Annotated in this window: 22 protein-coding genes and 1 riboswitch; of the genes, 9 read left to right on the forward strand and 13 right to left on the reverse strand. The window is 67.7% G+C overall.

Annotated features, from left to right (window positions below; all coding sequences use genetic code 11):
* Positions 1–20 precede the first annotated feature (20 nt).
* From eutC to OCL97_RS19105, 3 genes are read right to left on the reverse strand one after another with little or no spacing between them, the layout of a single operon-like run.
* On the reverse strand, positions 21–806 hold the full coding sequence (gene eutC / locus OCL97_RS19095; RefSeq protein ID WP_377371360.1) for an ethanolamine ammonia-lyase subunit EutC: 786 nt from the start codon (positions 804–806) through the stop codon (positions 21–23).
* Entirely contained in the window at positions 806–2,206 is a 1,401-nt protein-coding gene (locus OCL97_RS19100) for an ethanolamine ammonia-lyase subunit EutB (RefSeq protein WP_377371361.1), read from the reverse strand. The genes eutC and OCL97_RS19100 overlap by 1 nt, the downstream gene beginning before the upstream one ends.
* A 37-nt stretch (positions 2,207–2,243) precedes the next feature.
* Complete coding sequence (locus OCL97_RS19105) at positions 2,244–2,399, reverse strand: hypothetical protein (protein ID WP_304777220.1); 156 nt, start codon at positions 2,397–2,399, stop codon at positions 2,244–2,246.
* Between the two features lie 298 nt (positions 2,400–2,697).
* Between OCL97_RS19105 and OCL97_RS19110 the strand changes: the two genes are divergently transcribed.
* From OCL97_RS19110 to OCL97_RS19120, 3 genes are read left to right on the forward strand one after another with little or no spacing between them, the layout of a single operon-like run.
* A complete protein-coding gene (locus tag OCL97_RS19110) occupies positions 2,698–4,482 on the forward strand; it encodes an FAD-dependent oxidoreductase (protein WP_377371362.1) in 1,785 nt (594 codons plus the stop codon).
* Complete coding sequence (locus tag OCL97_RS19115) at positions 4,470–6,317, forward strand: 2-oxoacid:acceptor oxidoreductase subunit alpha (protein ID WP_377371363.1); 1,848 nt, start codon at positions 4,470–4,472, stop codon at positions 6,315–6,317. Before OCL97_RS19110 ends, OCL97_RS19115 begins: the two co-directional genes overlap by 13 nt.
* Positions 6,314–7,369, forward strand: coding sequence for a 2-oxoacid:ferredoxin oxidoreductase subunit beta (locus tag OCL97_RS19120; RefSeq protein ID WP_304777223.1), 1,056 nt, complete (start codon positions 6,314–6,316; stop codon positions 7,367–7,369). Before OCL97_RS19115 ends, OCL97_RS19120 begins: the two co-directional genes overlap by 4 nt.
* 306 nt (positions 7,370–7,675) lie before the next feature.
* On the opposite strand, the gene OCL97_RS19125 is transcribed toward OCL97_RS19120, so the two are convergent.
* A complete protein-coding gene (locus OCL97_RS19125; protein WP_377371364.1) occupies positions 7,676–8,470 on the reverse strand; it encodes a phytanoyl-CoA dioxygenase family protein in 795 nt (264 codons plus the stop codon).
* A 54-nt stretch (positions 8,471–8,524) separates the two neighbouring features.
* On the opposite strand from OCL97_RS19125, the gene pseH reads away from it, so the two are divergent.
* Complete coding sequence (gene pseH, locus OCL97_RS19130) at positions 8,525–9,079, forward strand: UDP-4-amino-4,6-dideoxy-N-acetyl-beta-L-altrosamine N-acetyltransferase (RefSeq protein ID WP_377371365.1); 555 nt, start codon at positions 8,525–8,527, stop codon at positions 9,077–9,079.
* A 128-nt stretch (positions 9,080–9,207) separates the two neighbouring features.
* Positions 9,208–9,675: a hypothetical protein gene (locus OCL97_RS19135; protein ID WP_377371366.1), complete on the forward strand. Its 468-nt coding sequence runs from the start codon at positions 9,208–9,210 to the stop codon at positions 9,673–9,675.
* 7 nt (positions 9,676–9,682) lie between these two features.
* Here the strand turns inward: OCL97_RS19135 and OCL97_RS19140 are convergent, their stop codons facing one another.
* Positions 9,683–10,378 carry a cytidylyltransferase domain-containing protein gene (locus tag OCL97_RS19140; RefSeq protein WP_377371367.1) on the reverse strand — a complete coding sequence of 232 codons (696 nt, stop codon included), beginning with the start codon at positions 10,376–10,378 and terminating at the stop codon, positions 9,683–9,685.
* A gap of 178 nt (positions 10,379–10,556) precedes the next feature.
* Here OCL97_RS19140 and OCL97_RS19145 point away from each other — a divergent pair, with 178 nt between their 5' ends.
* The gene (locus tag OCL97_RS19145; protein WP_377371368.1) at positions 10,557–11,942 is read left to right on the forward strand and encodes an AMP-binding protein; all 1,386 of its coding nucleotides are present in this window, start codon (positions 10,557–10,559) and stop codon (positions 11,940–11,942) included.
* A 114-nt stretch (positions 11,943–12,056) separates the two neighbouring features.
* On the opposite strand, the gene OCL97_RS19150 is transcribed toward OCL97_RS19145, so the two are convergent.
* The 7 genes from OCL97_RS19150 to OCL97_RS19180 form a co-directional block, all read right to left on the reverse strand.
* A complete protein-coding gene (locus tag OCL97_RS19150) occupies positions 12,057–12,596 on the reverse strand; it encodes an HD domain-containing protein (protein ID WP_377371369.1) in 540 nt (179 codons plus the stop codon).
* 116 nt (positions 12,597–12,712) lie between these two features.
* Positions 12,713–15,085: a hybrid sensor histidine kinase/response regulator gene (locus OCL97_RS19155; protein WP_377371370.1), complete on the reverse strand. Its 2,373-nt coding sequence runs from the start codon at positions 15,083–15,085 to the stop codon at positions 12,713–12,715.
* Positions 15,086–15,174: 89 nt separating this feature from the next.
* A complete protein-coding gene (locus OCL97_RS19160; RefSeq protein WP_377371371.1) occupies positions 15,175–16,170 on the reverse strand; it encodes an NAD(P)/FAD-dependent oxidoreductase in 996 nt (331 codons plus the stop codon).
* Entirely contained in the window at positions 16,167–16,565 is a 399-nt protein-coding gene (locus tag OCL97_RS19165) for a thiol-disulfide oxidoreductase DCC family protein (protein ID WP_377371372.1), read from the reverse strand. Before OCL97_RS19165 ends, OCL97_RS19160 begins: the two co-directional genes overlap by 4 nt.
* Positions 16,566–16,766: 201 nt before the next feature.
* Positions 16,767–17,120 (reverse strand): GFA family protein, encoded by a 354-nt coding sequence (locus OCL97_RS19170; protein ID WP_377371373.1) that lies wholly within the window; start codon positions 17,118–17,120, stop codon positions 16,767–16,769.
* 18 nt (positions 17,121–17,138) lie between these two features.
* Entirely contained in the window at positions 17,139–18,320 is a 1,182-nt protein-coding gene (locus OCL97_RS19175) for an ImmA/IrrE family metallo-endopeptidase (protein WP_377371379.1), read from the reverse strand.
* On the reverse strand, positions 18,320–18,637 hold the full coding sequence (locus OCL97_RS19180; RefSeq protein WP_377371374.1) for a type II toxin-antitoxin system HigB family toxin: 318 nt from the start codon (positions 18,635–18,637) through the stop codon (positions 18,320–18,322). The genes OCL97_RS19175 and OCL97_RS19180 overlap by 1 nt, the downstream gene beginning before the upstream one ends.
* A gap of 379 nt (positions 18,638–19,016) precedes the next feature.
* Between OCL97_RS19180 and OCL97_RS19185 the strand changes: the two genes are divergently transcribed.
* Positions 19,017–19,673 carry a hypothetical protein gene (locus OCL97_RS19185; RefSeq protein ID WP_377371375.1) on the forward strand — a complete coding sequence of 219 codons (657 nt, stop codon included), beginning with the start codon at positions 19,017–19,019 and terminating at the stop codon, positions 19,671–19,673.
* A 502-nt stretch (positions 19,674–20,175) separates the two neighbouring features.
* On the opposite strand, the gene OCL97_RS19190 is transcribed toward OCL97_RS19185, so the two are convergent.
* On the reverse strand, positions 20,176–20,871 hold the full coding sequence (locus tag OCL97_RS19190; RefSeq protein ID WP_377371376.1) for a restriction endonuclease: 696 nt from the start codon (positions 20,869–20,871) through the stop codon (positions 20,176–20,178).
* A 177-nt stretch (positions 20,872–21,048) separates the two neighbouring features.
* A riboswitch (cobalamin riboswitch) is annotated at positions 21,049–21,241 on the forward strand.
* A gap of 154 nt (positions 21,242–21,395) precedes the next feature.
* On the opposite strand from OCL97_RS19190, the gene OCL97_RS19195 reads away from it, so the two are divergent.
* Together OCL97_RS19195 and OCL97_RS19200 are read left to right on the forward strand one after the other, a co-directional pair.
* Entirely contained in the window at positions 21,396–23,399 is a 2,004-nt protein-coding gene (locus tag OCL97_RS19195) for a TonB-dependent receptor plug domain-containing protein (RefSeq protein ID WP_377371377.1), read from the forward strand.
* A gap of 57 nt (positions 23,400–23,456) precedes the next feature.
* The coding region (locus tag OCL97_RS19200) for a cobyric acid synthase (RefSeq protein ID WP_377371378.1) at positions 23,457–24,586 on the forward strand (1,130 nt) is incomplete at its 3' end.

Consider the following 24,586-nt stretch of genomic DNA (forward strand, 5'->3'; position numbering starts at 1 on the left):
GCCGCAGGGCATCGGCCTGATCAAGCCGGTGGCAGTGGGACCCGGCTCTCTACAGTGAGGCTCACGAGGTCGCTTTCGTCCTTCAGCCCGACACCGGTCAGGCCAAGGCGCCGCGCCTCGGCGATGTGCCAGGCCAGCTTGAAGGCCGCCTCCTCATAGGACAGGCCCTCAGAGCGGATGTTGGAGATGCAGTTGCGCTCCGCGTCGGTGCGGCCCACGTGGGGCGCGTGGGTCAGGTAGACCCCCAGGCTGTCGGGGCTCGACAGGCCGGGCCGTTCACCCACCAGCAGGGCCACCATGCCGGCCCCCAGGCGTTCGCCGATCTCGTCGCCCAGGGCCACCCGGGCCTGGGTCGCGATGACCACGGGTCCGAGACTCCATCCCGCGCGATCGACATAGGGGGCCAGGGCGGCCACCAGGGGAACGGCGTGGGCGTGGGCGGCGGCGCTGGAAAGCCCGTCAGCCACCACCAGCACCAGGTCGGATCCACGCGCCCCGCTGCGCTCGAGGGTCTCGCGACCGGCGCCCGACAGCCTCCGCCCAAGGTCTGGCCGACGCAGATAGGTCGCCCGGTCCGGCGCGGCGCTGGCCACCTGGACCGTGACGTGGCCAAGCGCCTCCAGGCCGCGGGCGACGGCGTCGGCGTCGAAGGCGGCGTGCGCCGCGTCCCGGGCCTGGGCGTGCGCCAGGGCCAGGGCCAGCACCTCGCGGGTCGGCAGGGCGGGGCCTGCGCGGCCGAGCGCGATCCGCGCGGCGGTCAGGCCGGTGAGCTGGGTCCAGGGATCGCGGGCAGGGGGCTCGCCCATCAGACCCCCGTCAGCAGGCGGTGGGTGGGCGTGCGTGGCAGCAGCCGCCCGTCGCCGCCGGTGATCTTCATGCCCTCCAGCCAGGCCTCGAACTCCGGCGCCCGCCCAAGGCCCAGCAGCTCCCGGATGTAGAGCGCGTCGTGGAAGGAGGTGGACTGGTAGTTCAGCATCACGTCGTCGCCCCCCGGCACCCCCATGACGAAGGTGACGCCAGCGGTGGCCAGCAGGGTCAGCAGGGTGTCGATGTCGTCCTGATCGGCCTGCGCGTGGTTGGTGTAGCAGACGTCGCAGCCCAGGGGCGCGCCCATCAGCTTGCCGCAGAAGTGGTCCTCCAGCCCGGCCCGGATGATCTGCTTGCCGTCGTAGAGGTACTCCGGCCCGATGAAGCCGACGACCGTATTGACCAGCAGCGGATCGAAGGCGCGTGCGACGGCATAGGCCCGCGCCTCCAGGGTCTGCTGGTCCACGCCGTGGTGGGCGCCCGCCGACAGGGCCGAACCCTGGCCGGTCTCGAAGTACATGACGTTGTCGCCCACCGTGCCGCGCTTCAGGGACAGGGCCGCCTCGCGCCCCTCCTTCAGCAGGGCGAGGTTCACACCGAAGCTGGCGTTGGCGGCCTGCGTGCCGGCCACTGACTGGAAGACCAGATCCACCGGCGCGCCGCGCTCGATCAGCTCAAGGCTGGTGGTGACGTGGGCCAGGACGCAGGCCTGGGTGGGGATCTCGAACCGCCCGATCAGGCCGTCCAGCAGACGCAGCAACTCCCCGGTGGCGGCCAGGCTGTCGGAGGCCGGATTGATCCCGATCACCGCGTCGCCGCAGCCGTACATCAGGCCGTCCAGCACGCTGGCGGTGATCCCGGCCGGGTCGTCGGTGGGGTGGTTGGGCTGCAGGCGCACGGCCAGGGTCCCGGCCAGGCCGATGGTGTTGCGGAACCTGGTCGTCACCCGGCATTTCGAGGCGACCAGGATCAGGTCCTGATTGCGCATCAGCTTGCTGACCGCCGCCGCCATCTCTGGGGTGATGGCCGGCGCCAGGCTGGCGAGCACCGCCGGCGTGGTGGTCTCGGACAGCAGGAAATCGCGGAACGCCCCGACCGTCAGGCCGGCGATGGGGCCGAAGGCCTGCGCGTCATGGCTGTCGCAGATCAGCCGGGTGACCTCGTCGGCCTCGTAGGGGATGAGCGGCTGGTCCAGCAGGGTCTTCAGCGGAACCTCGGCCAGGGCCAGCTTGGCCGCCACATTCTCCTGGGCGCAGGACGCCGCCAGTCCCGCCAGGGCGTCCCCCGACCGCAGCGGCGAGGCCTTGGCCAGCAGGTCCTTCAGGTCCGGAAAGGTCCAGGTGGTCGTGCCAACGACCTGACGATAACCCATGGCGCGCCCCGTGCAGGCGGGGATCATGGCGCCTTCGCGCCGAGCTCCCAACCCGGCGGGTTTTTTACAGCGCCCGCGCCAGCCTCAGGGCCTCGGCGTTCTCGGCCCGGGCGCGGCGGTCGTTGATCGCCACGTCGGCGTCGAGGGAGTCGTCGTAGGAAACCTCGTCCTCGAAGGGCGAGATGATCGCGTCGGGCAGGAGGTCCATTTCGTTCGGCATCGGACGCTTCTCCAAGGTTAGCGCTCGCCTGTCGCGGGAAGAGCAGGATGCCGTTCATCTCTCGTTAAGAAAAGCGACACTTCGCCGATCGGCCTGACTCTCACGCACTGTTGACCTGCCGGTGCGCGACCCCGGTCCGCGGGCTTTTCAGTGATCGATGATCAGAAAGCGTATTGGCCTGAGCGTGGAACGGTATTTAGATGAAACCCACGCCGCGTCGGGGTCGGCGGACGCAGTCCTGAAAGCAGGAGGGCGTTTCGCAACCGCGAGAGTAGAGCGTCGCGGGAAGGGATTTGTTTTGCAGCGCACCATTACCGAGGGGCCTGACTACTTTCATAAGGTTGTCGATTGCCAGTGGGCCTGTCCGGCCCACACTCCAGTCCCTGAATACATTCGCTTGATCGCCGACGGCCGCTACTCCGACGCCTACATGGTCAACTGGCGTTCCAACGTGTTCCCAGGCGTCCTGGGGCGCACCTGCGACCGCCCCTGCGAGCCCGCCTGCCGCCGCGGCCGGGTCGAGGATGAGCCCGTCGCCATCTGCCGGCTCAAGCGGGTCGCCGCCGACAACAAGTCCGACATCTCGGCCTTCCTGCCCACCGTCGCGCCGCGCAACGGCAAGCGGGTGGCCCTGGTGGGCGCCGGTCCCGCGGCGCTGACCGTGGCTCGCGACCTCGCCCCGCTCGGCTATCACGTCGTGGTCTTCGACGGCGACGCCAAGGCCGGGGGCATGATCCGCCGCCAGATCCCCCGCTTCCGCCTGCCGGAGGAGGTGATCGACGAGGAGGTGGGCTACATCACCGGCCTGGGTCTCGACATGCGGCTGGGCCAGCGGGTCGACAGCCTCAAGGACCTGCTGGAGGAGGACTATCACGCGGTCTTCGTCGGCACCGGCGCGCCGCGCGGCAGGGACCTGGACCTGCCCGGCCGCCAGGAGGCCGCCGCCAATATCCACATCGGCATCGACTGGCTCTCCAGCGTCGCCTTCGAGCATGTGGACAGGATCGGCAAGCGGGTCATCGTCCTGGGGGGCGGCAACACCGCCATGGACTGTTGCCGCACCTCGCGCCGGCTGGGCGGCGAGGACGTCAAGGTCATCGTCCGCTCCGGCTTCGACGAGATGAAGGCCTCCCCCTGGGAGAAGGAAGACGCCATCCACGAGGACATCCCGATCCTCAACTTCCTGGTCCCCAAGGAATTCACCCATGAGAACGGCCGCCTCACCGGCGTGCTGTTCGAGAAGGTGGTCGCCCAGTTCGACGACAAGGGCCGCCGTAAGCTGGTCCCGTCGGGCGAGCCGGACCAGCACTTCGAATGCGACGACGTCCTGGTGGCGGTGGGCCAGGAGAACGCCTTCCCCTGGATCGAGCGCGACCTTGGCCTGGAGTTCGACGAATGGGGCATGCCCCGGGTCGACGAGGTCACCTTCCAGTCCACCCTGCCTCGGGTGTTCTTCGGCGGCGACTCGGCCTTCGGGCCCAAGAACATCATCTGGGCCGTGGCCCAGGGCCACGACGCGGCCATCTCCATCGACCGGTTCTGCCAGGACCAGGACGTCCGCGACCGGCCGGCGCCTGGAACCTCGATGGTCAGCCAGAAGATGGGCATCCACGAGTGGAGCTACGACAACGACGTCTCCAATGACCTGCGCCACCGCGTGCCCCTGCGGGCCAAGGACGAGGCCCTGCGCAATGTGAAGCTGGAGGTGGAGCTGGGCTTTGACCTGCAGCTCGGTCTCGCCGAGGCCCAGCGCTGCCTGAACTGCGACGTCCAGACCGTGTTCGCCGAGCCGATCTGCATCGAGTGCGACGCCTGCGTCGACATCTGTCCGGTGGACGCCATCACCTTCACCGCCAATGGCGAGGAGGGCGACCTGCGGATGCGGCTCAGCGCCCCGGCCTTGAACCTGACCCAGGACCTCTACGTCTCCGGCGAGCTGAAGACCGGGCGGGTGATGGTCAAGGACGAGGATGTCTGCCTGCACTGCGGTCTCTGCGCCGAGCGCTGTCCCACCGGCGCCTGGGACATGCAGCAGTTCACCCTTGAGATGACCCATGCGGGGGAAAAACCATGCGCCCGCTAGAGGCCGTCAACGACTTTGTCGTCAAGTTCGCCAACGTCAACGGCTCGGGCTCGGCCAGCGCCAACGCCATGTTCGCCAAGTCCTTCCTGCGGATGGGCGTGCCGGTGGCGGCCCGCAACATCTTCCCCTCCAACATCCAGGGCCTGCCCACCTGGTATGAGGTTCGCGTCACCGAGGCCGGCCATCAGGGCCGTCGCGGCGGGGTCGACATGATGGTGGCGATGAACCCCCAGACCTGGGACCGGGACCTGGCCGAGATCGAGCCTGGCGGCTACCTGTTCTACGACTCGACCAAGCCCCTGCCGCCGTCGAAATTCCGCGAGGACATCACGGTGGTGGGCGTGCCCCTGACCGCGATGTGCAACGAGGCCTATTCGGTCCCGCGCGAGCGCCAGCTGTTCAAGAACACCATCTATGTGGGCGCCTTGGCGGCCCTGCTGGACATCGAGATCGGGGTCATCGAGCAACTGCTGGCCGAGCAGTTCGCTGGCAAGGAGCGGCTGATCGCCGCCAATGTCGCGGCCCTGCACATGGGCGCCGACTATGTGAAGGCCAACCTCGCGCCGCTCGGCCTTCGGGCGCGGCGCGCCGACAAGGTGGGCGACCGCATCTATGTCGAGGGCAACATGGCCGCCGGCCTGGGCGCCGTCTACGGCGGGGCCACGGTCTGCGCCTGGTATCCCATCACGCCCTCGACCTCGCTCGCCGAGGCCTTCACCGAGTTCTGCGGCGACTACCGGACCGATCCTGCGACCGGCAAGGCCCGCTACGCCATCGTCCAGGCCGAGGACGAGATCGCCTCCATCGGCATGGTGGTGGGCGCCGGCTGGAACGGGGCGCGCGCCTTCACCGCCACCTCGGGCCCGGGCATCTCCCTGATGCAGGAGTTCGTGGGCCTGTCCTACTTCGCCGAAATCCCGGCGGTGATCTTCGACGTGCAGCGCGGCGGCCCGTCCACCGGCATGCCCACCCGCACCCAGCAGTCGGACATCCTCTCGGCGGCCTATGCCAGCCACGGGGACACCAAGCATGTCCTGCTGCTGCCGCAGGATCCGGGGGAATGCTTCGAGATGGGGGCCCTGGCCTTCGATCTCTCTGACCGCCTGCAGACCACCATCTTCGTCATGCTCGATCTCGACATCGGCATGAACGAGTGGCTGACCGCCCCCTTCGCCTGGGACGACAGCCGCACCCTGGATCGCGGCAAGGTCATGACCCATGACGAGCTGGAGGCCGGCCGCGACTTCGGCCGCTATCTCGACGTCGATGGCGACGGTATTCCGTTCCGCACCTATCCGGGAACTCATCCCACCAAGGGCGGCTATTTCACCCGCGGCACCTCGCGCAATCCCTATGCCCGCTACAGCGAGGAGGGCGGCGTCTATGTCGACAACGTCCAGCGCCTGCTGCGCAAGTTCGAGACCGCCAAGGGCCTGGTGCCGGCGCCGGTCCGCCGCGACGCCTCGCGTCCGACCCGCACCGGGGTGATCTATTACGGCTCCACAGGCGCGGCCATGGACGAGGCGTTGCAGGTGATGGAAGCCCAGGGCCGCTTCGTGAACGCGATGCGCGTGCGCGGCTTCCCCTTCGCCGATGAGGTCTTCGAGTTCATCGCCGCCCATGACGAGGTCTTCGTGGTGGAGCAGAACCGCGACGGCCAGTTGCGCACCCTGATCATGAACGAGGGCGGGGTCGATCCGGCCAAGCTCACCGCGGTGCTGCACTATGACGGCACCCCCATCACCGCCCGTTTCATCGCCGGAGAGATCGCCGGCCAGCTTAGCCCCGCCGCGCCGACGCCGGAACGCCGCCAGGTTCCGGAGGCCGCCGAATGACCTACATCACCAAGCCCCAGCTGCATCACCCGCGCCTCGTTGAGAACGCGCTCGGCAAGACGCGCCGCGACTACGAGGGTTCGGTCTCGACGCTGTGCGCCGGCTGCGGCCATGACTCTATCTCGGCGGCCATCATCCAGGCGGCCTACGAACTCGACCTGCCGCCGCACCGCGTGGCCAAGCTGTCGGGGATCGGCTGCTCGTCCAAGACCCCGGACTATTTCCTGGGCGCCTCGCACGGCTTCAACACCGTGCACGGCCGCATGCCCTCGGTGCTGACCGGCGCCAACCTGGCCAATCGCGACCTGATCTATCTGGGGGTCTCCGGGGACGGCGACAGCGCCTCCATCGGCTTTGGCCAGTTCGCCCACGCCATCCGGCGCGGGGTGAACATGACCTATATCGTCGAGAACAACGGGGTCTATGGCCTCACCAAGGGCCAGTTCTCCGCCACCTCCGACAAGGGTTCGAAGTCCAAGAAGGGCGTGGTCAACCACGACAGCGCCATCGACCTGGTGAGCGTCGCCCTGCAACTGGGCGCCACCTTCGTCGCCCGCTCCTTCTCCGGCGACAAGGCCCAGCTGGTGCCCCTGATCAAGGCGGCGCTGAGCCACCAGGGCTCGGCCTTCATCGACTGCATCAGCCCCTGTATTCAGTTCAACAATCACGCGGGCTCCACGAAGAGCTTCGACTATGTCCGCGATCACAACGAGGCGGTGAACACGCTCGATTTCGTGGTGTCGCGCGAGGCGATCCATGTCGACTACGAGCCGGGGACCAACACCCTGGTGACCCAGCACGACGGCTCGGTCCTCAACCTGCACAAGCTGGCCGAACACTACGACCCCACCGACCGCATATCGGCCATGGCCTATCTGGCCGGCCGCCAGGCGCAGGGCGAGGTGGTCACCGGCCTGCTCTATGTCGACCCCAGGGCGCAGGACCTGCACGAGGGCCTGGAGACCGTGGAGACCCCCCTCAACCAGCTCACCGACGCCCAGCTGATTCCAGGGTCGAAGGTGCTGGAGCGGCTGAACGCTTCCCTGCGGTAGGCCGGCGCCATCCCGCTCTTGCCCCGATGCGGGCAGGGCGATCGCATAGGAACCTGGGTGTCCTGATTGCGAGATGCTCCCCTCCTGGGGGAGCTGGCGCGAAGCGCCTGAGGGGGACTTTGACTCTTGTTTTCGGGCCGAAGAATTCAACGACGTTGATCCCCCCCGTCACGGACCTGCGGTCCGCGCCACCTCCCCCACATCGGCGCTGCGCGCCTGGGGGAGGATCTGGTCTGACCATCATGTGCGATAGCCCTGCCCATGAAGGGAAGAGGGTCGGGTGAGGGGGCTTCCCCGCCGCACGGCCTACGACGACCGGTCCCAGATCGACTTGAAGCTCCCACCCCCCGTCAGCCGCTGCGCCGGGCTCTGCTTGTCGATGTGACCGATCAGGCCGCGATAGACGCCGTAGCCCACCAGTTCCTGCAGCCGCGGCGCGAACCCCCGCACCATCTCCGGCGGGATGCCCAGTTGCTGGTTCTCCTGCTGGCGCACGAAGCCCGCGCAGTAGTTCATGGCGATGCCGGTGCGCCGCGTGTCGGTCTGGTTGGCGCCGCCGCCGTGCCACAGGGCCCCGTCCCAGATCAGCACCGAGCCTCTGGGCATCTCGGCGGCGATGGTTTCGTAGGACCCGCCATATTCCGGGTTCGGCTTCAGATGGCTGCCCGGAACCAGCCGCGTGGCGCCATTGGCCTCCGTGAAGTCGGTCAGCGCCCACATGGAGTTGCACACCAGCGGAGCGTGCGGCTTGGCCAGCGGGATCACCTGGTCGTCGGCGTGGATCGGCTGGGCGCGCTCGCCCGGGTCGATGGCGATGGAGGAGAGCGAGGAGATCAGGCAGCCCTCGTCCAGCACGCCTTCGACGATGGGCAGGACGGCGGGGTGGACCGGGACCTCGGCGAAGACCGGATCATGGACCAGCAGGTTGTAGATCCGCACCGTGCGGTGGCCCTCGAAGCCGTTCATGGCCGGCTTGGCGTCGAGGTCGTGTTCCAGCCGCAGCAAGGCGTCGTTCAGCGCCTCGATCAGGTCGGCCGGAATGGCGTTCTCGACGATGGTGTAGCCGTCGCGCTTCACGCGCTCGATGTGGCCTGCAACCATCGTTTGCTCCCTTGGCGTTTTGCGCGATCTTAGGCGCCGATCCTCGGAGACGCCATGACCGTCCGCCTGCGCGACCTGACCCCCGGCGACAGCGACCGTCTGTTGGCCTGGCGCAACCTGCCCGAGGTGGCGCGCTGGATGTACTCCGACCACGAGATCAGCCGCGCCGAGCACGACCGCTGGTTCGCCGGGATCGCGGGCGACGCCACCCGCAAGTATTGGATCATCGAACTGGACGGCGAGCCGGTGGGCCTGGCCAACCTGGCCGACATCTCCACCGCCCACCGCAAGGCCGCCTGGGCCTACTACCTCGCCAGCCCCGCCGTGCGCGGCAAGGGCGTCGGCGCCTTCGTCGAGGTCTTCGTCCTCGACCACGTCTTCGGCGACCTCAAGCTCAACAAGCTCTGCTGCGAGGTGCTGCTGGAGAACGAGGGGGTCTGGAAGATGCACGAGTCCTTCGGTTTCCAGCGCGAGGCCCTCTACCGCGACCACGTCTGGAAGGGCGGCCGCGGCCACGACGTGGTGGGCCTGGCCATCCTCGCCGCCGACTGGGCCAAGGCCCGCGAGGCCAGCGTCAAACGCCTGCGGGCGCGGGGGTTCGTGATCTGAGCCTGCCGCTCGAACAATAGCTCACCGGATCAGGTGGCGACGGTCAGCGACCTTCGCCGCGGCGTTGATCGCCCCACTTGCACCCTGTCCGGATTCGGTGTTCCCTCTACGTTCCAGGTGAGGCGCGCATGAAAACGGCACAGGCAGGGTTTCGGTTTCCGGTGGTCGGATTTACCCCCGACCTTGAGATGTGGGCGTTCCAGGACTTGGACACCCTGACCTCCTGCGGACCTGAAACGCTCCGAGACAACTTGCAGATCGGGATGGAGTTGGTGGATGCCGATGGTCGCAGGTGGATCGTCCGATCCGTAACCAGAACGGGTCGGGCCGAGTCGGTGCTGAAGAGTGCGCTGTCGATGCTCATGTTCGCCAAGCCGCAATCGCGCATCGAGCATGAGTTGGACGCGCTGGAACCGCTGTCGCTCGACGAGGTCAAGGCGCGCGCCTGCGCCATGCTGGAGGCCTTTCCCGAAGACTACGGACAGTACGACGAGTCCGACAACGTGCTCGCCCCTTTGCTGGCCGAGGTCCGCCGCGCCAGGGATATCGCCAGCCTTCCCGAACTGCTGGGGCTGGACAGCTTCAAGGCCTACTGACGCGCGATCAGACCGCCTTAGAACTGTTCCACTCCAGCGCCGCGATCTCCGCCATGCCGAAATCCGGGTTGGCGGCGTGCAGCGTCCCGTAGACATGGCGCACGAAGTCCAGGTCTTGCGGATGGTCCACCGTCCAGCGCAGGTGGGCCAGGGAGGGGGTCTGGGACAGGAACTCGATCCGGAACCGCTTCGGATTGCGGTACAGGAACGGCGTCACGTGCTCGCGGTCATAGGGGTCGGTCGCCTCGAAGAGCGCGGTGCGCAGCGACGCCGCCGTCATCACCTCGATGTCGAGGCCGTGGGGATAGGTGCGCACCTCCGGGGTGTTGCTGGCATAGTCGGCGCGGGTCGCCGCATGGTGCGCGATCACCGCGTCCAGCACCCGCCAGTCCGTGAGCGGACAATCGGCGGTCATCCGCACCACCGTGGCCGCCTCCGGGAAGGCGTCAAGCGCGCGCCCGAACCGCCCCAGCACGTCGTCGAGGTCGCCGCGCACCACGGTGAGGTCCAGCCGCGCGGCATAGTCGGCCACCGCGTCGTCGCTGGCCTGGTCGCTGGTGGCCAGCACCAGCTCGTCCATCCGCCTCGAGCGCCGCAGCCGCTCCACCTGGCGGCCCAGCATCGGCATGCCCGCCACATCGGCCAGCACCTTGCCGGGCAGCCGGCTCGAGCTCATCCGCGCCTGGATTATGCCTAGGATCATCTCGCCGCTCCAAACCGTCATCCCGGCCAAGCCAAGCGCAGAGCCTGGACCCAGGGGCCGCGACAATCCCCCCTGGGTCCCGGATCGGCCTGGCCGGCCGTCCGGGATGACGGAGAGGGCGTCGGCCCGCGTTCAACCCACCTTACCGGCGGCGGGGCAGTCGCGGTAGGCTGCGCCCATGAACCTCTACGACCGCCTCATCACCGCCTCCGACCGTCCCGGCTTCCTGCTCCCGGACGGCGCGCAGATCACCTACGGCGAGCTGGACGCGGGCGCCGGCCGCCTGGCCGCCCTGCTGATCTCGAGGGGCGTCGTCCCCGGCGACCGCGTGGCGGTGCAGACCGACAAGACGCCTGAGGCGGTCATGCTCTACCTGGCGACGCTGAAGGCCGGCGCCGTCTTCCTGCCGCTCAACACCGCCTATACGGCCAGCGAGGTGGACTACTTCCTCGCCGACGCCGAGCCGGCCCTGTTTGTTCAGGACGCCGTGGCCCTGGCGGCCGAGGCCGCCGACCACGCCCCGCTGGAGACCACCGTCCCCCGCGCTGACGACGATCTCGCCGCCATCATCTACACCAGCGGCACCACCGGGCGGTCCAAGGGGGCGATGCTGACCCACGGCGCCCTCTACGCCAACGCCACGGCCCTGACCGACGCCTGGGGCTTCACCGGCGACGACGTCCTGCTGCACGCCCTGCCGATCTTCCACGTGCACGGCCTGTTCGTGGCCCTGCACTGCGCCTTCCTGGCCGGCGCGCCCATGGTCTGGCTGGCGAAATACGAGGACGCCCCGGTCCTGGCGGGCCTGGCGCGGTCCACGGTGATGATGGGGGTGCCGACCTTCTACACCCGCCTGCTGGCCAATCCGGGCTTCACCAAGGCCGCCGCCGCCCACATGCGCCTGTTCATCTCCGGCTCCGCCCCGCTGCTGGAATCGACCTTCGCCGAGTTCGAGCAGCGCACCGGCCAGGCCATCCTGGAGCGCTACGGCATGAGCGAGGCGGTGATCATCACCACCAACCCGCTGGTGGGCGAGCGCATCGCCGGGAGCGTCGGCTACCCCCTGCCGGGGGTGGCCCTGCGCATCGCCGGCCCCGACCCCACCGGTGTCATCGAGATCAAGGGCCCCAGCGTCTTCTGCGGCTACTGGCGCATGCCCGAGAAGACCGCCGAGGACTTCACCGCCGACGGCTGGTTCAAGACCGGCGACGTGGGCCGCCAGGACGCTGACGGCCGCGTCTGGATCTCCGGCCGCGCCAAGGACCTGATCATCTGCGGCGGCTACAACGTCTACCCCAAGGAGATCGAGCTGATCCTCGACGAGCTTCCCGGCGTCACCGAGAGCGCCGTCATCGGCCTGCCCCACCCCGACTTCGGCGAGGCCGTCGCCGCGGTGGTGATCGGCTCCGGCGACGAGGCCGCCATGATCGCCACGCTGCGGGAGCAGCTGGCCGCCTTCAAGGCGCCCAAACGCATCTTCTTCGTCGAGGATCTGCCCCGCAACGCCATGGGCAAGGTGCAGAAGAACCTGCTGCGCGCGACCTATGCGGGGACGTTCAGTTAAATCCGTCATCCCGGCCAAGCGACAGCGCAGAGCCGGGACCTAGGGGCCCAGCGCACCGCCCCTGGGTCCCGGGTCTCCCCTGCGGGTCGCCCGGGATGACGGGTGTGTTGAGCCCTACCGCTTCGGCGACGAAAACACCTTCACCACCACGTCCTCGAAGCTCTCCAGGCTGTCGACGTCGAAGCCGGGGTCGAAGGCCGGGGCGTCCCAGCGGTCCACCAGCTTCTCGGCCATGGAGAACCAGCTCTCCTCGCGGAAGCTCTCGCGCAGGTTCCCCGGCTTGCCCAGGAACTCGTAATAATAGGCGCCCTGGAAATCCTGGTGCCAGTAGATGGCCTTGTAGATGTCGTCGTTCACATAGGGCTTCAGCATCTCAGCCGCGATCGGCCCGTGGTTGGGGATCGACAGCACCTTGCCGATGTCGTGGCACAGGGCGGCCACGACCTCCTCGTCGGTGGCCCCGTCGCGGCGCGCCAGGGTCCCGGCCATCAGGCTGTGGGTCAGCTGGTTGGCGGCGAAGCCCAGCTCCATGGGCTCCAGCCGGCGCAGGGTGTCCATGATCTGCATGGGCGCGGTGGTCTGCTGGTGAACCCGGTGCTCCCCGCCGATCACCTTCCAGTGCTCCTGGGTCCCCTGGCGCATGTCCGTGAACATGGTGCTCTCCCTTGATCTCGTTGGGCCGATCGTAACCCAGCCTTGGCCCAAGGACCAAGACCCGATCCACCCCCCTCCGCGCATCTTGGCGAGGACCGGGACCCGACGCTTCCCGGCTAAGACAGGGTCGCTTCCCCGAGATCCTTCAGCCCAGCCCACCGGGCGATCTTATCGAGGAAATCCTCCGGCAGGATCGGCTTGGAGATGTGGTCGTTCATCCCGGCCGCGAGGCACGCCTCGATGTGGAGCGGCAGGACATTGGCGGTGACGGCCAGGACCGGGGTCGCACGGTTCAGTCTCGAACTGGCGCGGATTTCGCGCGTCGCCGCCAGTCCGTCCATGACCGGCATCTGCAGGTCCATGAGAATGACATCGAAGGCGGTCCGGTCCGCCGCTTCGACGGCTTCCAGGCCGTTGCTGGCCTGGGTGATCTTGACGTCGAAGGGCTCCAGCAGGATCGACATCAATTCACGGTTCATCGCCAAATCATCAACGGCCAGGACTTCCAGCGGCCTGAGATGGGGGGCCTCGCCCGAGGCGGCGGCGCCGATCCCGGCGGCCGGATCGGCCTTCTCATCGATGCCGGGCGCCTCGATGGTGAACCAGAAGGTCGACCCCTGTCCGACCAGGCTCTCGACGCCGATCTCGCCGCCCATCGCCTCGACCAGGGCCTTGGAGATGGCCAGGCCCAGCCCAGAGCCGCCGTGCTGGCGCGTATTGGACCCATCCACCTGCGAGAACCGCCGGAAGAGGCGGTCAACGTCCTCAGGGGCGATGCCGACGCCGGTGTCCGTCACCTCGAAGCGCAGCCGTCCGGCGGTGTCGGGCGAACAGCGGAGGGTCACGCGCCCCTGGTCCACGAACTTGACGGCGTTGCCCAGCAGGTTGAGCAAGACCTGGCGCAACCGCCCGGCGTCGGCCAGCACCGCGCGCGGCAGGTCTTCCCGCGGCTGGAGGTCCACAGCCAGGCCCTTTCGCCCCGCCTCGGGCAGGACCATCGCCAGGGTGTCATCGAGAAACGCCGCCAGCTCCAGCGGTTGCGGGTCGAGCTCGACCTTGCCGGCCTCGAGCCTTGAGAAGTCCAGCACATCGTTGACGATCTGCAGCAGGCCATGTCCGCTGGTGACGATCCGGCTGACATAGGTCCGCGCCCGGTCGGACAGCTCGCCCAGACCCTCGAGCGCCTGGGCGAAGCCGATGACGGCGTTCAAGGGGGTGCGGATCTCGTGGCTCATATTGGCCAGGAACTCGCCCTTGGCGACCGAGGCGGCCTCGGCCTCGATCTGTTTGCGCTGAAGTTCCTCGGTCATCGTCCGGCGTTCGGTCACGTCCCGCAGCACGGCGACCACCCCGATGAAGACCCCGGCCGCGTCATAGAGGCCGGTCTCGACGCTCTCCATCCAGACCGTGGTCCCATCCCCACGCTGCATCTGGGTCTCGCTCAGGCGGCCGTCGGGGAACAGCAGTCCCGCGCGATGCTGCGCCAGCTCACCCAGGGCTTCGGAGTCCCGCCCGGCGGCTTCGAACTCGGTGATCAGCCGGCCAACGATGTCGTCGGCCTGATAGCCGAATGCGCGAACCGAGGGGGAGATGAATTCAATGACGCCGTGCGCGTCGTAGCGGACGATCACATCGCTCACGCTGTCGGCCAGCAGCCGGTAGCGCGCCTCGCTTTGCGCGATCGCCTGCTCGCGAAGCTTGGCGTTGGTGACGTCGATCATGACGCCGTACAGGTGGGAGACGCCGCCGTCGGCGTCGCGTTCCAGCGACCCGGCCATCCGGACGTACCGCCGGCTGCCGTCCACCCGGGTGATCGGATACTCGTAGTCGGCGGGGTGACCGGTCCCCTGGCCGGCGACCGCCGACCGCAGAAGCTCCTGGTCCTTGGGATCGAACATGCCGATGCCGCCCTGGGGCGGGGGGCCGTCGGCGGGATCGAGGCCGAAAATCGCGAAGGTGCTGGGGGACCATGCGCGGGATTGGGTCGCCGGGACGAACCGCCAGTATCCGACGCCGGCGAGGTCCTCCGCCATCACCGACATCCGGTTGATCTCGATCAGCTCGGCCTGGAGCGTCTCGGTCTGGGCCCGGGTCTCGGTGACATCGGAAATGGCGCCGAGCATCCGGATCGCGGTTCCGTCCGGCGCGAACTCGACCTCGCCGACTTCGTGGACGATCCGCACCGCGCCGTCCGGCAGGACGATGCGATGGTCCACCCGATAGGGTTCGAGTCCCTCTATCGCGCGTTGGACCCCGAGCTCCACGATATGGCGATCATCGGGGTGGACCCGTTCCAGGAAGGCCGGGTAGTTGGGCGCGAACGCATTGGGGGACAGGCCGAAAATCCGGTAGATCTGGGGCGACCAGATCAGGCCGTTGGTGACGATATCCCACTCCCAGCTTCCGGAATTGGACATGCGCTGCATGCGGTCGAAGTGCCGGGCCAGCGACTCGAAATCCAGGTCCGTCAGGCCTGCCAGGTCCGTCATTTGCTCACCTTCGCGGCGCGGCACGCGAGGCAGCGGCCGCAGCGCGCCAGCCCAGGGAACGTCATTTCCCGTCTTGCGTCCATGATTCGTCAAACGACCGCAGCGCCTCGAGGCCAGTCAGGCCGAGGCGCCGGCGCGGGCGCGGGCGCGGCCGCGATTGCGCGGGCCAGGGCCAGGCCCGACAGCCAGGCGCACTCCACCCGCGGCCCGACCAGCCAGTCGCCGCAAACCCCCAGGCCGGTTTCCGGCGACCACAGGGCCTGCGCCCCGGCCGCCCCGGAGCGGGCGTAGCGCCAGCGGTGGGCGGCCAGCGACAGGGGCGCGGGCCAGTCGACGCCTGTCAGGTCGGCGAAGGCGCCCTCCAGCCGATCGGCCACCGCCTCGGCCGGCAGCTCCAGATGGGCCGCCGACCAGTCCGGGCTGGCCTGGATCACCCAGGCCTCCGGGCCGCCGCGCCCCGGCTTGGCGCTGTTGCGCGCCGCCCAGCCGATCGTCCCGGCGCTGCGCAGGATGTCGGCCGCCACCGGCAGCGGTTCGGCGAAGGCCGCCATCACCGTCCAGCAGGGCTGGGCCGGGGTCGCCCGGGCCAGGCTCGCGCCCGCCGCGTCGTGGGCGTCCAGCAGCACGGCGACCTGCTCGGCGGGCGTGGCCAGGATCACCACCTGCGCCTCCAGCGGCGGCGCCCCGTCGGCGATCAGGGTCCAGCCCGCCTCGCCCTTGACCATCGCCTCCACCCGGCGGCCCCACACCACGTCCAGGGGCTGCGCCAGGGCGCGGATCGGCGCGTTCATCGCCGGGGTCCCGACCCACGCGTCCTCGCCGGCCGCGGGCCAGGGCGCGCAGACCCCGGCCAGGGCCCAGGCCCGCACCTGGGCCTGGAATCCCGGGTCCCGGGCGGTGAAATACTGCGCGCCATGGTCAAAGGTCACCTGGCCCAGGGGCGTCTCCACCCGCCGCGCCGACATCCGCCCGCCCGGTCCGCGGCCCTTGTCGAGCACCGTGACCGCATCGCCGGCGCGGGCCAGGGCCGTGGCGCAGGCCAGGCCCGCCAGGCCCGCCCCGATCACCGCGACGCGCCGCGTCACGTGCGCGCCCGGTCGCGGCGTCGGTCGCCGGGGTCGGGTCGGCGGGGCCCACCCAGCAGGGCCTGCAGCCAGGGCCGGATCTTCAGGAAGCCGAGATAGAGACGCTCCAGCCGCGCCAGCACCCGCGGCGACCGCGCCATCTCCCCCAGGGGCCGCAGCGGCGGCACGGCGCGCCACATGGCGGCGAAGGCCTCGGCGCCCGACAGCAGCGGCCCGCCCGGCGCCTGGGCGTGGAACCGCAGTTTCATGGCCGCGCGGTCGATAGGGCACGGCTCGCCGATCGACAGGTCGACGAAGGCGACCTTGCCGCCCAGGGCGCGCAGCACCGCGATCTCGTTGCGGCACAACGGACAGTCGCCGTCGTACCAGACCGTCACCTCAACCGGACCCGCCATCACCTTGCGCCTCCAACGCCTCCGTCGGTACGGCGCCGCTTGGCGGAAGGATGCAGGTCGGCGGGCCTGATGCGCCCGGATTTGGCGCCCTGTCACCGAATTCCCGAGGACCCCCAACCCCTCAACCGTCATCCTCGGGCTTGTCCCGAGGACCCATGATCTCCGCCGAAGATCAGAGGGCAGGGCGCTGGCCGCCTGATGTCAGTCCAGATACCGCTCGCTCACCGCCCCATCCAGATGCCGCACCCGCGCCGCCGCCATGACGTCCAGCTCCATCAGCCGCGCATTCACCCCCATGCGGTTCACCGCCGGATCGTTCGCGCTCCAGTGGGTGACGCAGCCGCAGCCGACGCAGCGATGAAACCCGATCGACCGGTCATCCCACTCATAGACCTCCGTCGCCCCACCCTCGACCCACACCTGAGCCGGCTCGTAATAGGCCCACAGCACCCCATAGCGCCGGCAGATGGAGCAGGTGCACTCGGTCACCTCAACGAGCGCGGCCTCACAGGTGAGGCGGACGGCGGCGCAGTGGCAGGTGGCGAGGGTGGGCATGGGATTTCGATTGCACGCCTAGGCAATTCTTGGTCGACCGAACTCCGGAAAATTCGGACGCACAGCGCTGTGGCCAAGCAGGCCGGCGAACTTCCTGAAATTCTTGTTCGCCCTTTGCCAGCGCCCTGCGACGATTGCTGGATTGACCTCTGCGCGGCGAGCGAACGCCAAAATATCGGCCATGCTGGTATAGACGCCCTTCTGCTTAAAGACGTCCCATAGCTCCTTACGTATCAGGGCATCCTGAGCCCATTGATCCGCTTCCTGCTCAATCACGTCAGAGCTGCTGATTTCCAAATCGTCGAGAATGAAGGCCCGATCACCGGAGAGATGGAGCACCACGTGGGCAAGTTCGTGCAGCAGCGTGAACCAGAAACTGTCAATTCGATCACGGCGGAGGGTAAGAGCGATTACAGGGACTCCGTCGGCTGTCCGTCGTAGCGAGGCACCGTCCAAGTGGGTGCCGGGCAGATGTGGAAGGACCACGAGAATGACGCCCAGCTGCGCGAGCATCGCTCGAGCGCGTTGCGGGCCGTCATCATAAACACTTAGCCCGACGAGAGCCCTGACGACGGAGGTCGTAACTGCCTTCGGATCAAATCGCCCGAAGACAGCCTCACTCTCAGAGTAAAGCAAAGCCGCCGCGCACCACGCTCGCACTGCAACGAGGTCCGTTTTCGCGTTGGTCCGTTCGGTGCGCGTCTTGCGTAGCAGGGCCAGGGCCGTGTCTCCACCCAAGGCCCTTGCCATGAATTTTTCAAAGGTCTCCCCGCCTCCCAGTACGCCCCAGGTCGAGAGTTGCTTCGCCGCAGGCTTGGTTAGCTCGACGGTTGCTTGCTGCCTGGGTTGTGGCCGGATCAACACCTCAGCCGGAATGCCTAGATGTTCATTGAGCGCCCGAATCATATCGATCGACAGCGGACGAACGCCGCTCAAAACCTCCGAAACGCGCGCTCTAGATCCGAGATACGGCTCCAGATCGCGAGGCGTGAGCTCATCCTGCTCCATGCGAAAACGGATTGCAGCCAAAGGGGTTGGCATAGGGATCGGATAGCGTTCGCTTTCGTAACGCTCGATCAAAGTCGCAAGGATTTCGAGCTCGTCTTCCTCTGGAGTTCCCGGCGCGGCATCCATCAGGTCTTCAAGCCGAGCCAGATTGGCCTCGTAGTCGCTCTCGCTGCGAATAGGCTTCACCATCATCACGAACGGCCTCCTCCGCCAACGGTTGCCACATCGATCTTGTCGTACTCCGCATGAGAGCCGACGAATTTGATCAACACGATCCCACGCCCATAGCTGACGTGGACAACAAGCCGATGCTTGTTGCCTCCAATATTGAATACGACCCGGTTGTCGCTCACGAAGCTCGCCGACCGATACCTGGCCTTGATATCCGCAGGTGATCTCCAGGCAGCCGATTTCGCTTCGGCGTGCCAGGCGATGAGAGGCTCTTCAGCATCATCTCGCCCAGGCGTCTCCCAGTACCTCTGGAGTGCACCCTTGGTGATCACGCGCATTGTTATGCCTTAACCGACTCGCGACGTCAAGAGAATGATCCCAAAAAGGGAGCGTCATATTTGTTTCCAAAATGGGACCGTCGATATTGCGACTTGGTCGGTTTGGAGTCATGGTGGCCCCAAGCGGCGATTCCCGCCGCCGCATGGAGGGCCCCATGGCCAAGTCTCGTAACGAAACCACCTCGCCCCGCGCTGCCACCGCTGCAAGCAAGGTCCTCCGGGACCCGAGCTCGTCGGCTGCCGCTAAGACCGCAGCGGCTTCGGCGCTCACCCAAGCGCGCAACAAGGGGAAGTGAGCCTCAGGAGCTAGACGGTCGCGGCGTGCCGCGACCGTCGATCCTAAGTCGCGCGCAACTCTCCGCATTGATTGAGACGTCCAATGCCCACCATCGGATTTTCTGCGTACTTGAAACTGATTTCGCTGAACCAGCGCCCGCGCGACAGCGCTATTCGCGGCCGCGTGCATCCCACAGGGGGCGGATACGACTTCCACCGCAGCATGAAACGGGCGGCGCACCGTTTGCTCGCCGAAGGCGCGCCTTTGGACGACATCTTGGGGTCTCTGGCGACGATCAAACGTTCGTCCGAGCGCCAATCTGCAATGAAGGCACTGGCCCGGTTGGCCGAGTGGCGGGCCAGCAATCCCGGCGAACTCTTGAGCTATAGCCCGGCGACCTACAGGCACGGTTCGGGGCTGTTCAAAGTTGCGTTTACACCTGACTTCGGTGTGAGGCTTGGAGGTGCAGGGACGGCGATCCATATCTGGAACACCGCCAAGCCCGAACTAACTGCCCGGACCGTCTACGCCGCGCTCTCATTGTTCCCTGACCTTTACGACAGCGCCGACACCCCGGACGACTTTGCCCTGCTGTCATTACGGGAACCGCAACTCTTCCGGCTGAGTGCAGCGGGCCGGTTCGCCGGCTTGGGCGAGAGCATGGCAGACAAGGTTGGCGAGGCCTTCCGCTCCGCACTCTCCGATCTCGGAACGATCACGCCAACCGACCAGCCGGGTTTTCCAACAGGCTCATCTTAACAATTCCACGGCGCATGAAGAGGACCCAGTCGATGAAACCCCAGTGGATACGCCGGCGTGCTCACACGCGACGCCTTCTAAAAGGAGGGGCAACATACGTGAGGGCCAATTGGGCGCTCCGATGTTCGAAGGGTGTCAGCAAAAGCGGGAGCTATCGTCACCCGTGTCCGCATTGCGGAGCCTCGGTCACCAGCGTGCATATGCCCAACGGAGGTTGGGCGCATTTCGAAGGTGGGAAAGGGCTTGGGCGGGTAAAGCATCCCTGTCTTCACATTGGCGACGGGCTCTCGAAGAAGCGTGACGATCAGACAGGTGATCTCTTCGATCGCCCGCAAACTCAAGATCTCTGCACAGAGGCCGCTTCGGCTGCACTCTAAAGAGAGTGCGCGCCGGACAGACGCTGCACGCTCCTGAGTCCCTCTACGCGGATGCGTGCTTATGTGCTCTCGAAGGGCTCGGTATTTGTACAGCGGCCGCTCTCTGTTGGCGGCGCCATATCCTTCTAGCCGCCGAGCTGGAAAGGATCCGTGAGAAGAGGCTGGTTCGTCAGGCCAGCGACTTGCGCCGCGTATGCGAGTCGGGCCTCAATTTTGTGCACAAGATCAGGCCAGTCTTGGGCGAATTCCCCCCCTCCAAAAGGTACCGGGAACTCTCCACGCAAGCCTTCATCAATGATGGGGTCTAGACCGAAGATGGGGCCTGCGGCCTCTGCAAATTTGCTGCTGTAATCGTTCCCAGCTTGCCGATGCATCCGCATCAAAATCCGAACTAAATCGTTCTTTTGCGCGCGCCAATTACGAACCAAATCTTGCTGCGCCCATTCTGCTGTGTCGGCCCTGAGGGCGGCAAGACTTCCAAGATGGACGTTTGTGTTGCGCGTTACGTCTAGAGCGCCTGACTGAAAGCCGGTCTCAGACAGCAAATATCCGCGATCCGCTCCAATATTCTGAACAACGGTTACTAACGCTTGGGCTTTCTCTTTAGTGACGTTAGTTTTCCAATGTTTGCATTCGATTACCCAAAGAAAATCAATGCCGTGGGCTTTTCCTTTCACAACGACATCGATGTTGTTTCCGCCGCGAGCTCCTGTCACGGGAACATCAGTTTCAGACGAGAATCCGAGCGAGCTGAAGAAACCAGCCGTATCATCTTGGTAGAGTCTCCAAGCTGGCCTCGGCCGACCAATGGACCTCACCATGCGGAGGCATCCTCTCCAAACAGACGCTGCGTACAATCGCATGGGTAGAGCTTGCAATCTGGCCGTCAACCCAATGAGTTTTGGTTGCATTCAAGCTGGGCATTCACGGCCACGCTTTGAGGCTTCCGCCCCCTCCCACCCCGACCCCCACATTGACCCCCACCCCGCCTTCGCCCTAAACCCACCGTTGCGACAGGTTCCCCGCGAGGGGATGAAAAGGGAACTCGGGTGGAAAACCCGGGCTGCCCCCGCAACTGTAAGCGGCGAGCCCGCGCGCCATCAGCCACTGGGTCCTTCGGGGCCTGGGAAGGCGGCGCGCAAGGGGTGCTGACCCGTGAGCCAGGAGACCTGCCTGACGCAGTCGTCCTTCGACCGGCCGGGGTGCGCCGAGCGAACGGGGATTGTCCCGAGAGGCGACGTTTGTTGGGCCGTGGCCCGGCGATCGTGCGCCCTGACGCCCACCCCGGCGTCCTGACGTCCTGTCGCTGAGCGGCGGTTCGTCGTCAGATGAAGGGGCAAGACCCATGAAGACCTATCTCCAATCGACCTCCGCCGCCGCGCGTGCGTCCGTGACGCTCGCCGTGGCTCTGTTCAGCTCAAGCGCGGCGCTCGCCGACGACACGGCGCGTGTGTCTGTGACCCCCACCCCCGACGCGGCCGGGCCGGAGGCCGCCAACCCGCTAGCTGAGCTGATCGTCACCGCCGCCCGCGGGCCGCAGGACCCGGCCAAGGTGGGGCAGTCGGTCACCGTCCTGACCGCCGCCGACATCGCCGCGCGCCAGCAGGTGCTGGTCTCCGACCTGGTGTCGCGCACCGTGGGCGTGGCCATGTCGCGCAATGGCGGGCCGGGCGGCATCACCACCCTGCGCATCCGCGGGGCGGAGGGCGACCAGACCGTGGCCGTGGTGGACGGGGTGAAGATCAACGACCCGTCGGCGCCCGGCGGCGGCTACAATTTCGCCAATCTGCTGACCGGCGACGTGGCGCGCATCGAGATTCTGCGCGGCGCCCAGTCGACCCTGTGGGGCGGCCAGGCCATCGGCGGGGTGATCAACCTCGTCACCGCCGAGCCGGCGGGGGCCTTCGAGGGCGGGCTGCAGGCGGAAGCCGGCACGCAGGAGACCAGCTATCTGCGCGGCGCTGTGGCCGGGCGCAGCGACCACCTGGTCTGGCGGCTGTCGGCCAGCCGCTATGAGACGAGCGGCGTCTCGGCCTATGCCGGGGGGGCGGAGGACGACGGCTATCGCCAGGCCGCGGTCAGCGGGCGGGCGCGGATGATCGTTTCGGACGACCTCTCCGTGGACCTGCGGGCGGTCTATACGAAGAACCGCAACGACTTCGACGGCTTCCCGGCGCCGGTCTACGCCTTCGCCGACACCGGCCAGTCTGCGGAGATCGAGGAGCTGGTGGCCTATGGCGGCCTGAACCTCGCCCTGCTGGACGGCCGGCTGAAGAACCGCCTGGCCTTCGGCTACACTAACTCCGACAGCCTGAACTATGACCCGGCCCAGGCGGTGACACCGGTTACCTTCGACTCCACGGGGCGCAACCGCCGCTGGGAGTACCAGGGGAGCCTGGAGATCAGCCCGGCCTGGACCGCCACCTTCGGGGCCGAGCGGGAGCAGGCCAGCTTCCGCAGCCGCGCGCCCTCGGCCTTTGCGCCGTCGCCGGTGGCGGCCCGGGCGGAGGTCGCGATCGACAGCCTCTATGCTCAGGTTCGTGGGGACCTCAACGATCACCTGTCGGTCAGTGTCGGCCTGCGGCGCGACAGCCACGACACCTTCGGCGACCACACGCTCGGGCAGGTGGCGGCCGCCTGGTCTATTGGCGAGGCAACCATCCTGCGCGCCAGTTTCGGCCAAGGATTCAAGGCCCCGACCCTCTATCAGCTCTACAGCGCCTACGGGAACCTGGGGCTGGCGGCCGAGCAGGCCGACGGCTGGGACCTCGGCGTCGAGCACTCGGTGGGGGACGGTTGGCTGGTGGTGGCGGCCACCGGCTTCTGGCGGGAGACCGAGAACCAGATCGACTTCGTCTCCTGCGCCTTCGGGTCGCTGGCGGGGATCTGCAACCCGGGCGGGGTGGCGCGGTTCGGCTATTACGACAACACCGCAAAGGCTGCTGCACAAGGGGTTGAGCTCACCGCGGCGGTCGAACGGGGCCCCTTCAGCCTCGACGCCAACTACAGCTGGACCCACACCGAGAACCGCTCGGCGGGCGCCAACCGGGGCAAGCAGCTGGCCCGCCGGCCCGAGCACCAGGCCAACCTGGCGGCGACCTGGCGATGGCGCTCTGGTCTCTCCGCGACGGCCGACATACGCCACGTCGGGGCCAGCTTCGACAACGCCGCGGGGACCTACGTCCTGCAGCCCCACACCCTGCTGGACCTGCGGGCGTCCTATCCCGTGAACGACACTTTCGAGGTCTATGGCCGGATCGATAACGTCCTCGACGACAGCTACGAGACGGTGCGCAACTACGGAACCCTGGGCCGCGCCGCGACCCTGGGCGTCCGCGCCAAGTTCTGATGCGATAAGGGTTTGCGGCGGGGGAGGGCCTCCGCCGCGGCTCCTCTGGAGGGTCCCATGGCCGCGCTGATGATCCAGGGCTGCGGGTCCGATGTGGGCAAGTCGGTGCTGGTCGCCGGCCTCTGCCGGCTGTTCGCCAACCGCGGCCTGAAGGTCGCCCCCTTCAAGCCGCAGAACATGTCCAACAACGCCGCGGTCACCGCCGACGGCGGCGAGATCGGCCGCGCCCAGGCCCTCCAGGCCCTGGCCTGCCGGGTCCCGCCCACCGTCGACATGAACCCCGTCCTGCTCAAGCCCCAGAGCGACACGGGGGCCCAGGTGGTGGTCCGGGGCAAGGCGGTCGGGACCTTCGAAGCCGCCGCCTACCAGGCCCGCAAGGGGGCGTGGCTGGAGGTGGTGCTGGACAGCTTCGCCCGCCTGGAGGCCGCCCACGACCTGGTGCTGGTGGAGGGCGCGGGCAGCCCCGCCGAGACCAACCTGCGGGCCGGCGACATCGCCAATATGGGCTTCGCCCGGGCCGCCGGCGTGCCCGTCGTCCTGGTGGGCGACATCGACCGGGGCCATGTGATCGCCGCCCTCGTCGGCGCCCACGCGGTGCTCGATCCTGACGACGCCGCGATGATCAAAGGCTTCCTGATCAACAAGTTCCGCGGCGACCCGGCCCTGTTCGACTCAGGCCGCGCGGAGATCGTGGCCCGCACCGGCTGGCGCGACTGCGGCATGGCGCCCTGGCTGGCGGCCGCCCGCCGCCTGCCCGCCGAGGACGCCCTGGTCTTCGATCGGCCGACGGGCGCGAAGACGAAGATCGCCGTGCCCCTGCTGTCGCGGATCGCCAACTTCGACGACCTCGACCCCCTGCGCGCCGAGCCGCAGGTGGACCTGGTGTTCGTGCCCCCCGGGACCGCCCTGCCGGGCGACGCCGACCTGGTGATCCTGCCGGGGACCAAGTCCACCCTGGCTGACCTCGCCTTCCTGCGCGCCCAGGGCTGGGACATCGACCTCGCCGCCCACGTCCGGCGCGGCGGCCGGGTGCTGGGCATCTGCGGCGGCTTCCAGATGCTGGGCCGCGCCGTGGCTGATCCCCTCGGGCTGGAGGGCCCCGCGGGCAGCGCCCCGGGCCTTGGCCTGCTGGACATCGAGACCGTGCTGGCGGGCGACAAGGTGCTGGCGCCCACGGCCGGCCGCCT

It is taken from the genome of Phenylobacterium ferrooxidans (genome assembly GCF_042714595.1).
In the GTDB taxonomy this organism is placed as follows: domain Bacteria; phylum Pseudomonadota; class Alphaproteobacteria; order Caulobacterales; family Caulobacteraceae; genus Phenylobacterium; species Phenylobacterium ferrooxidans.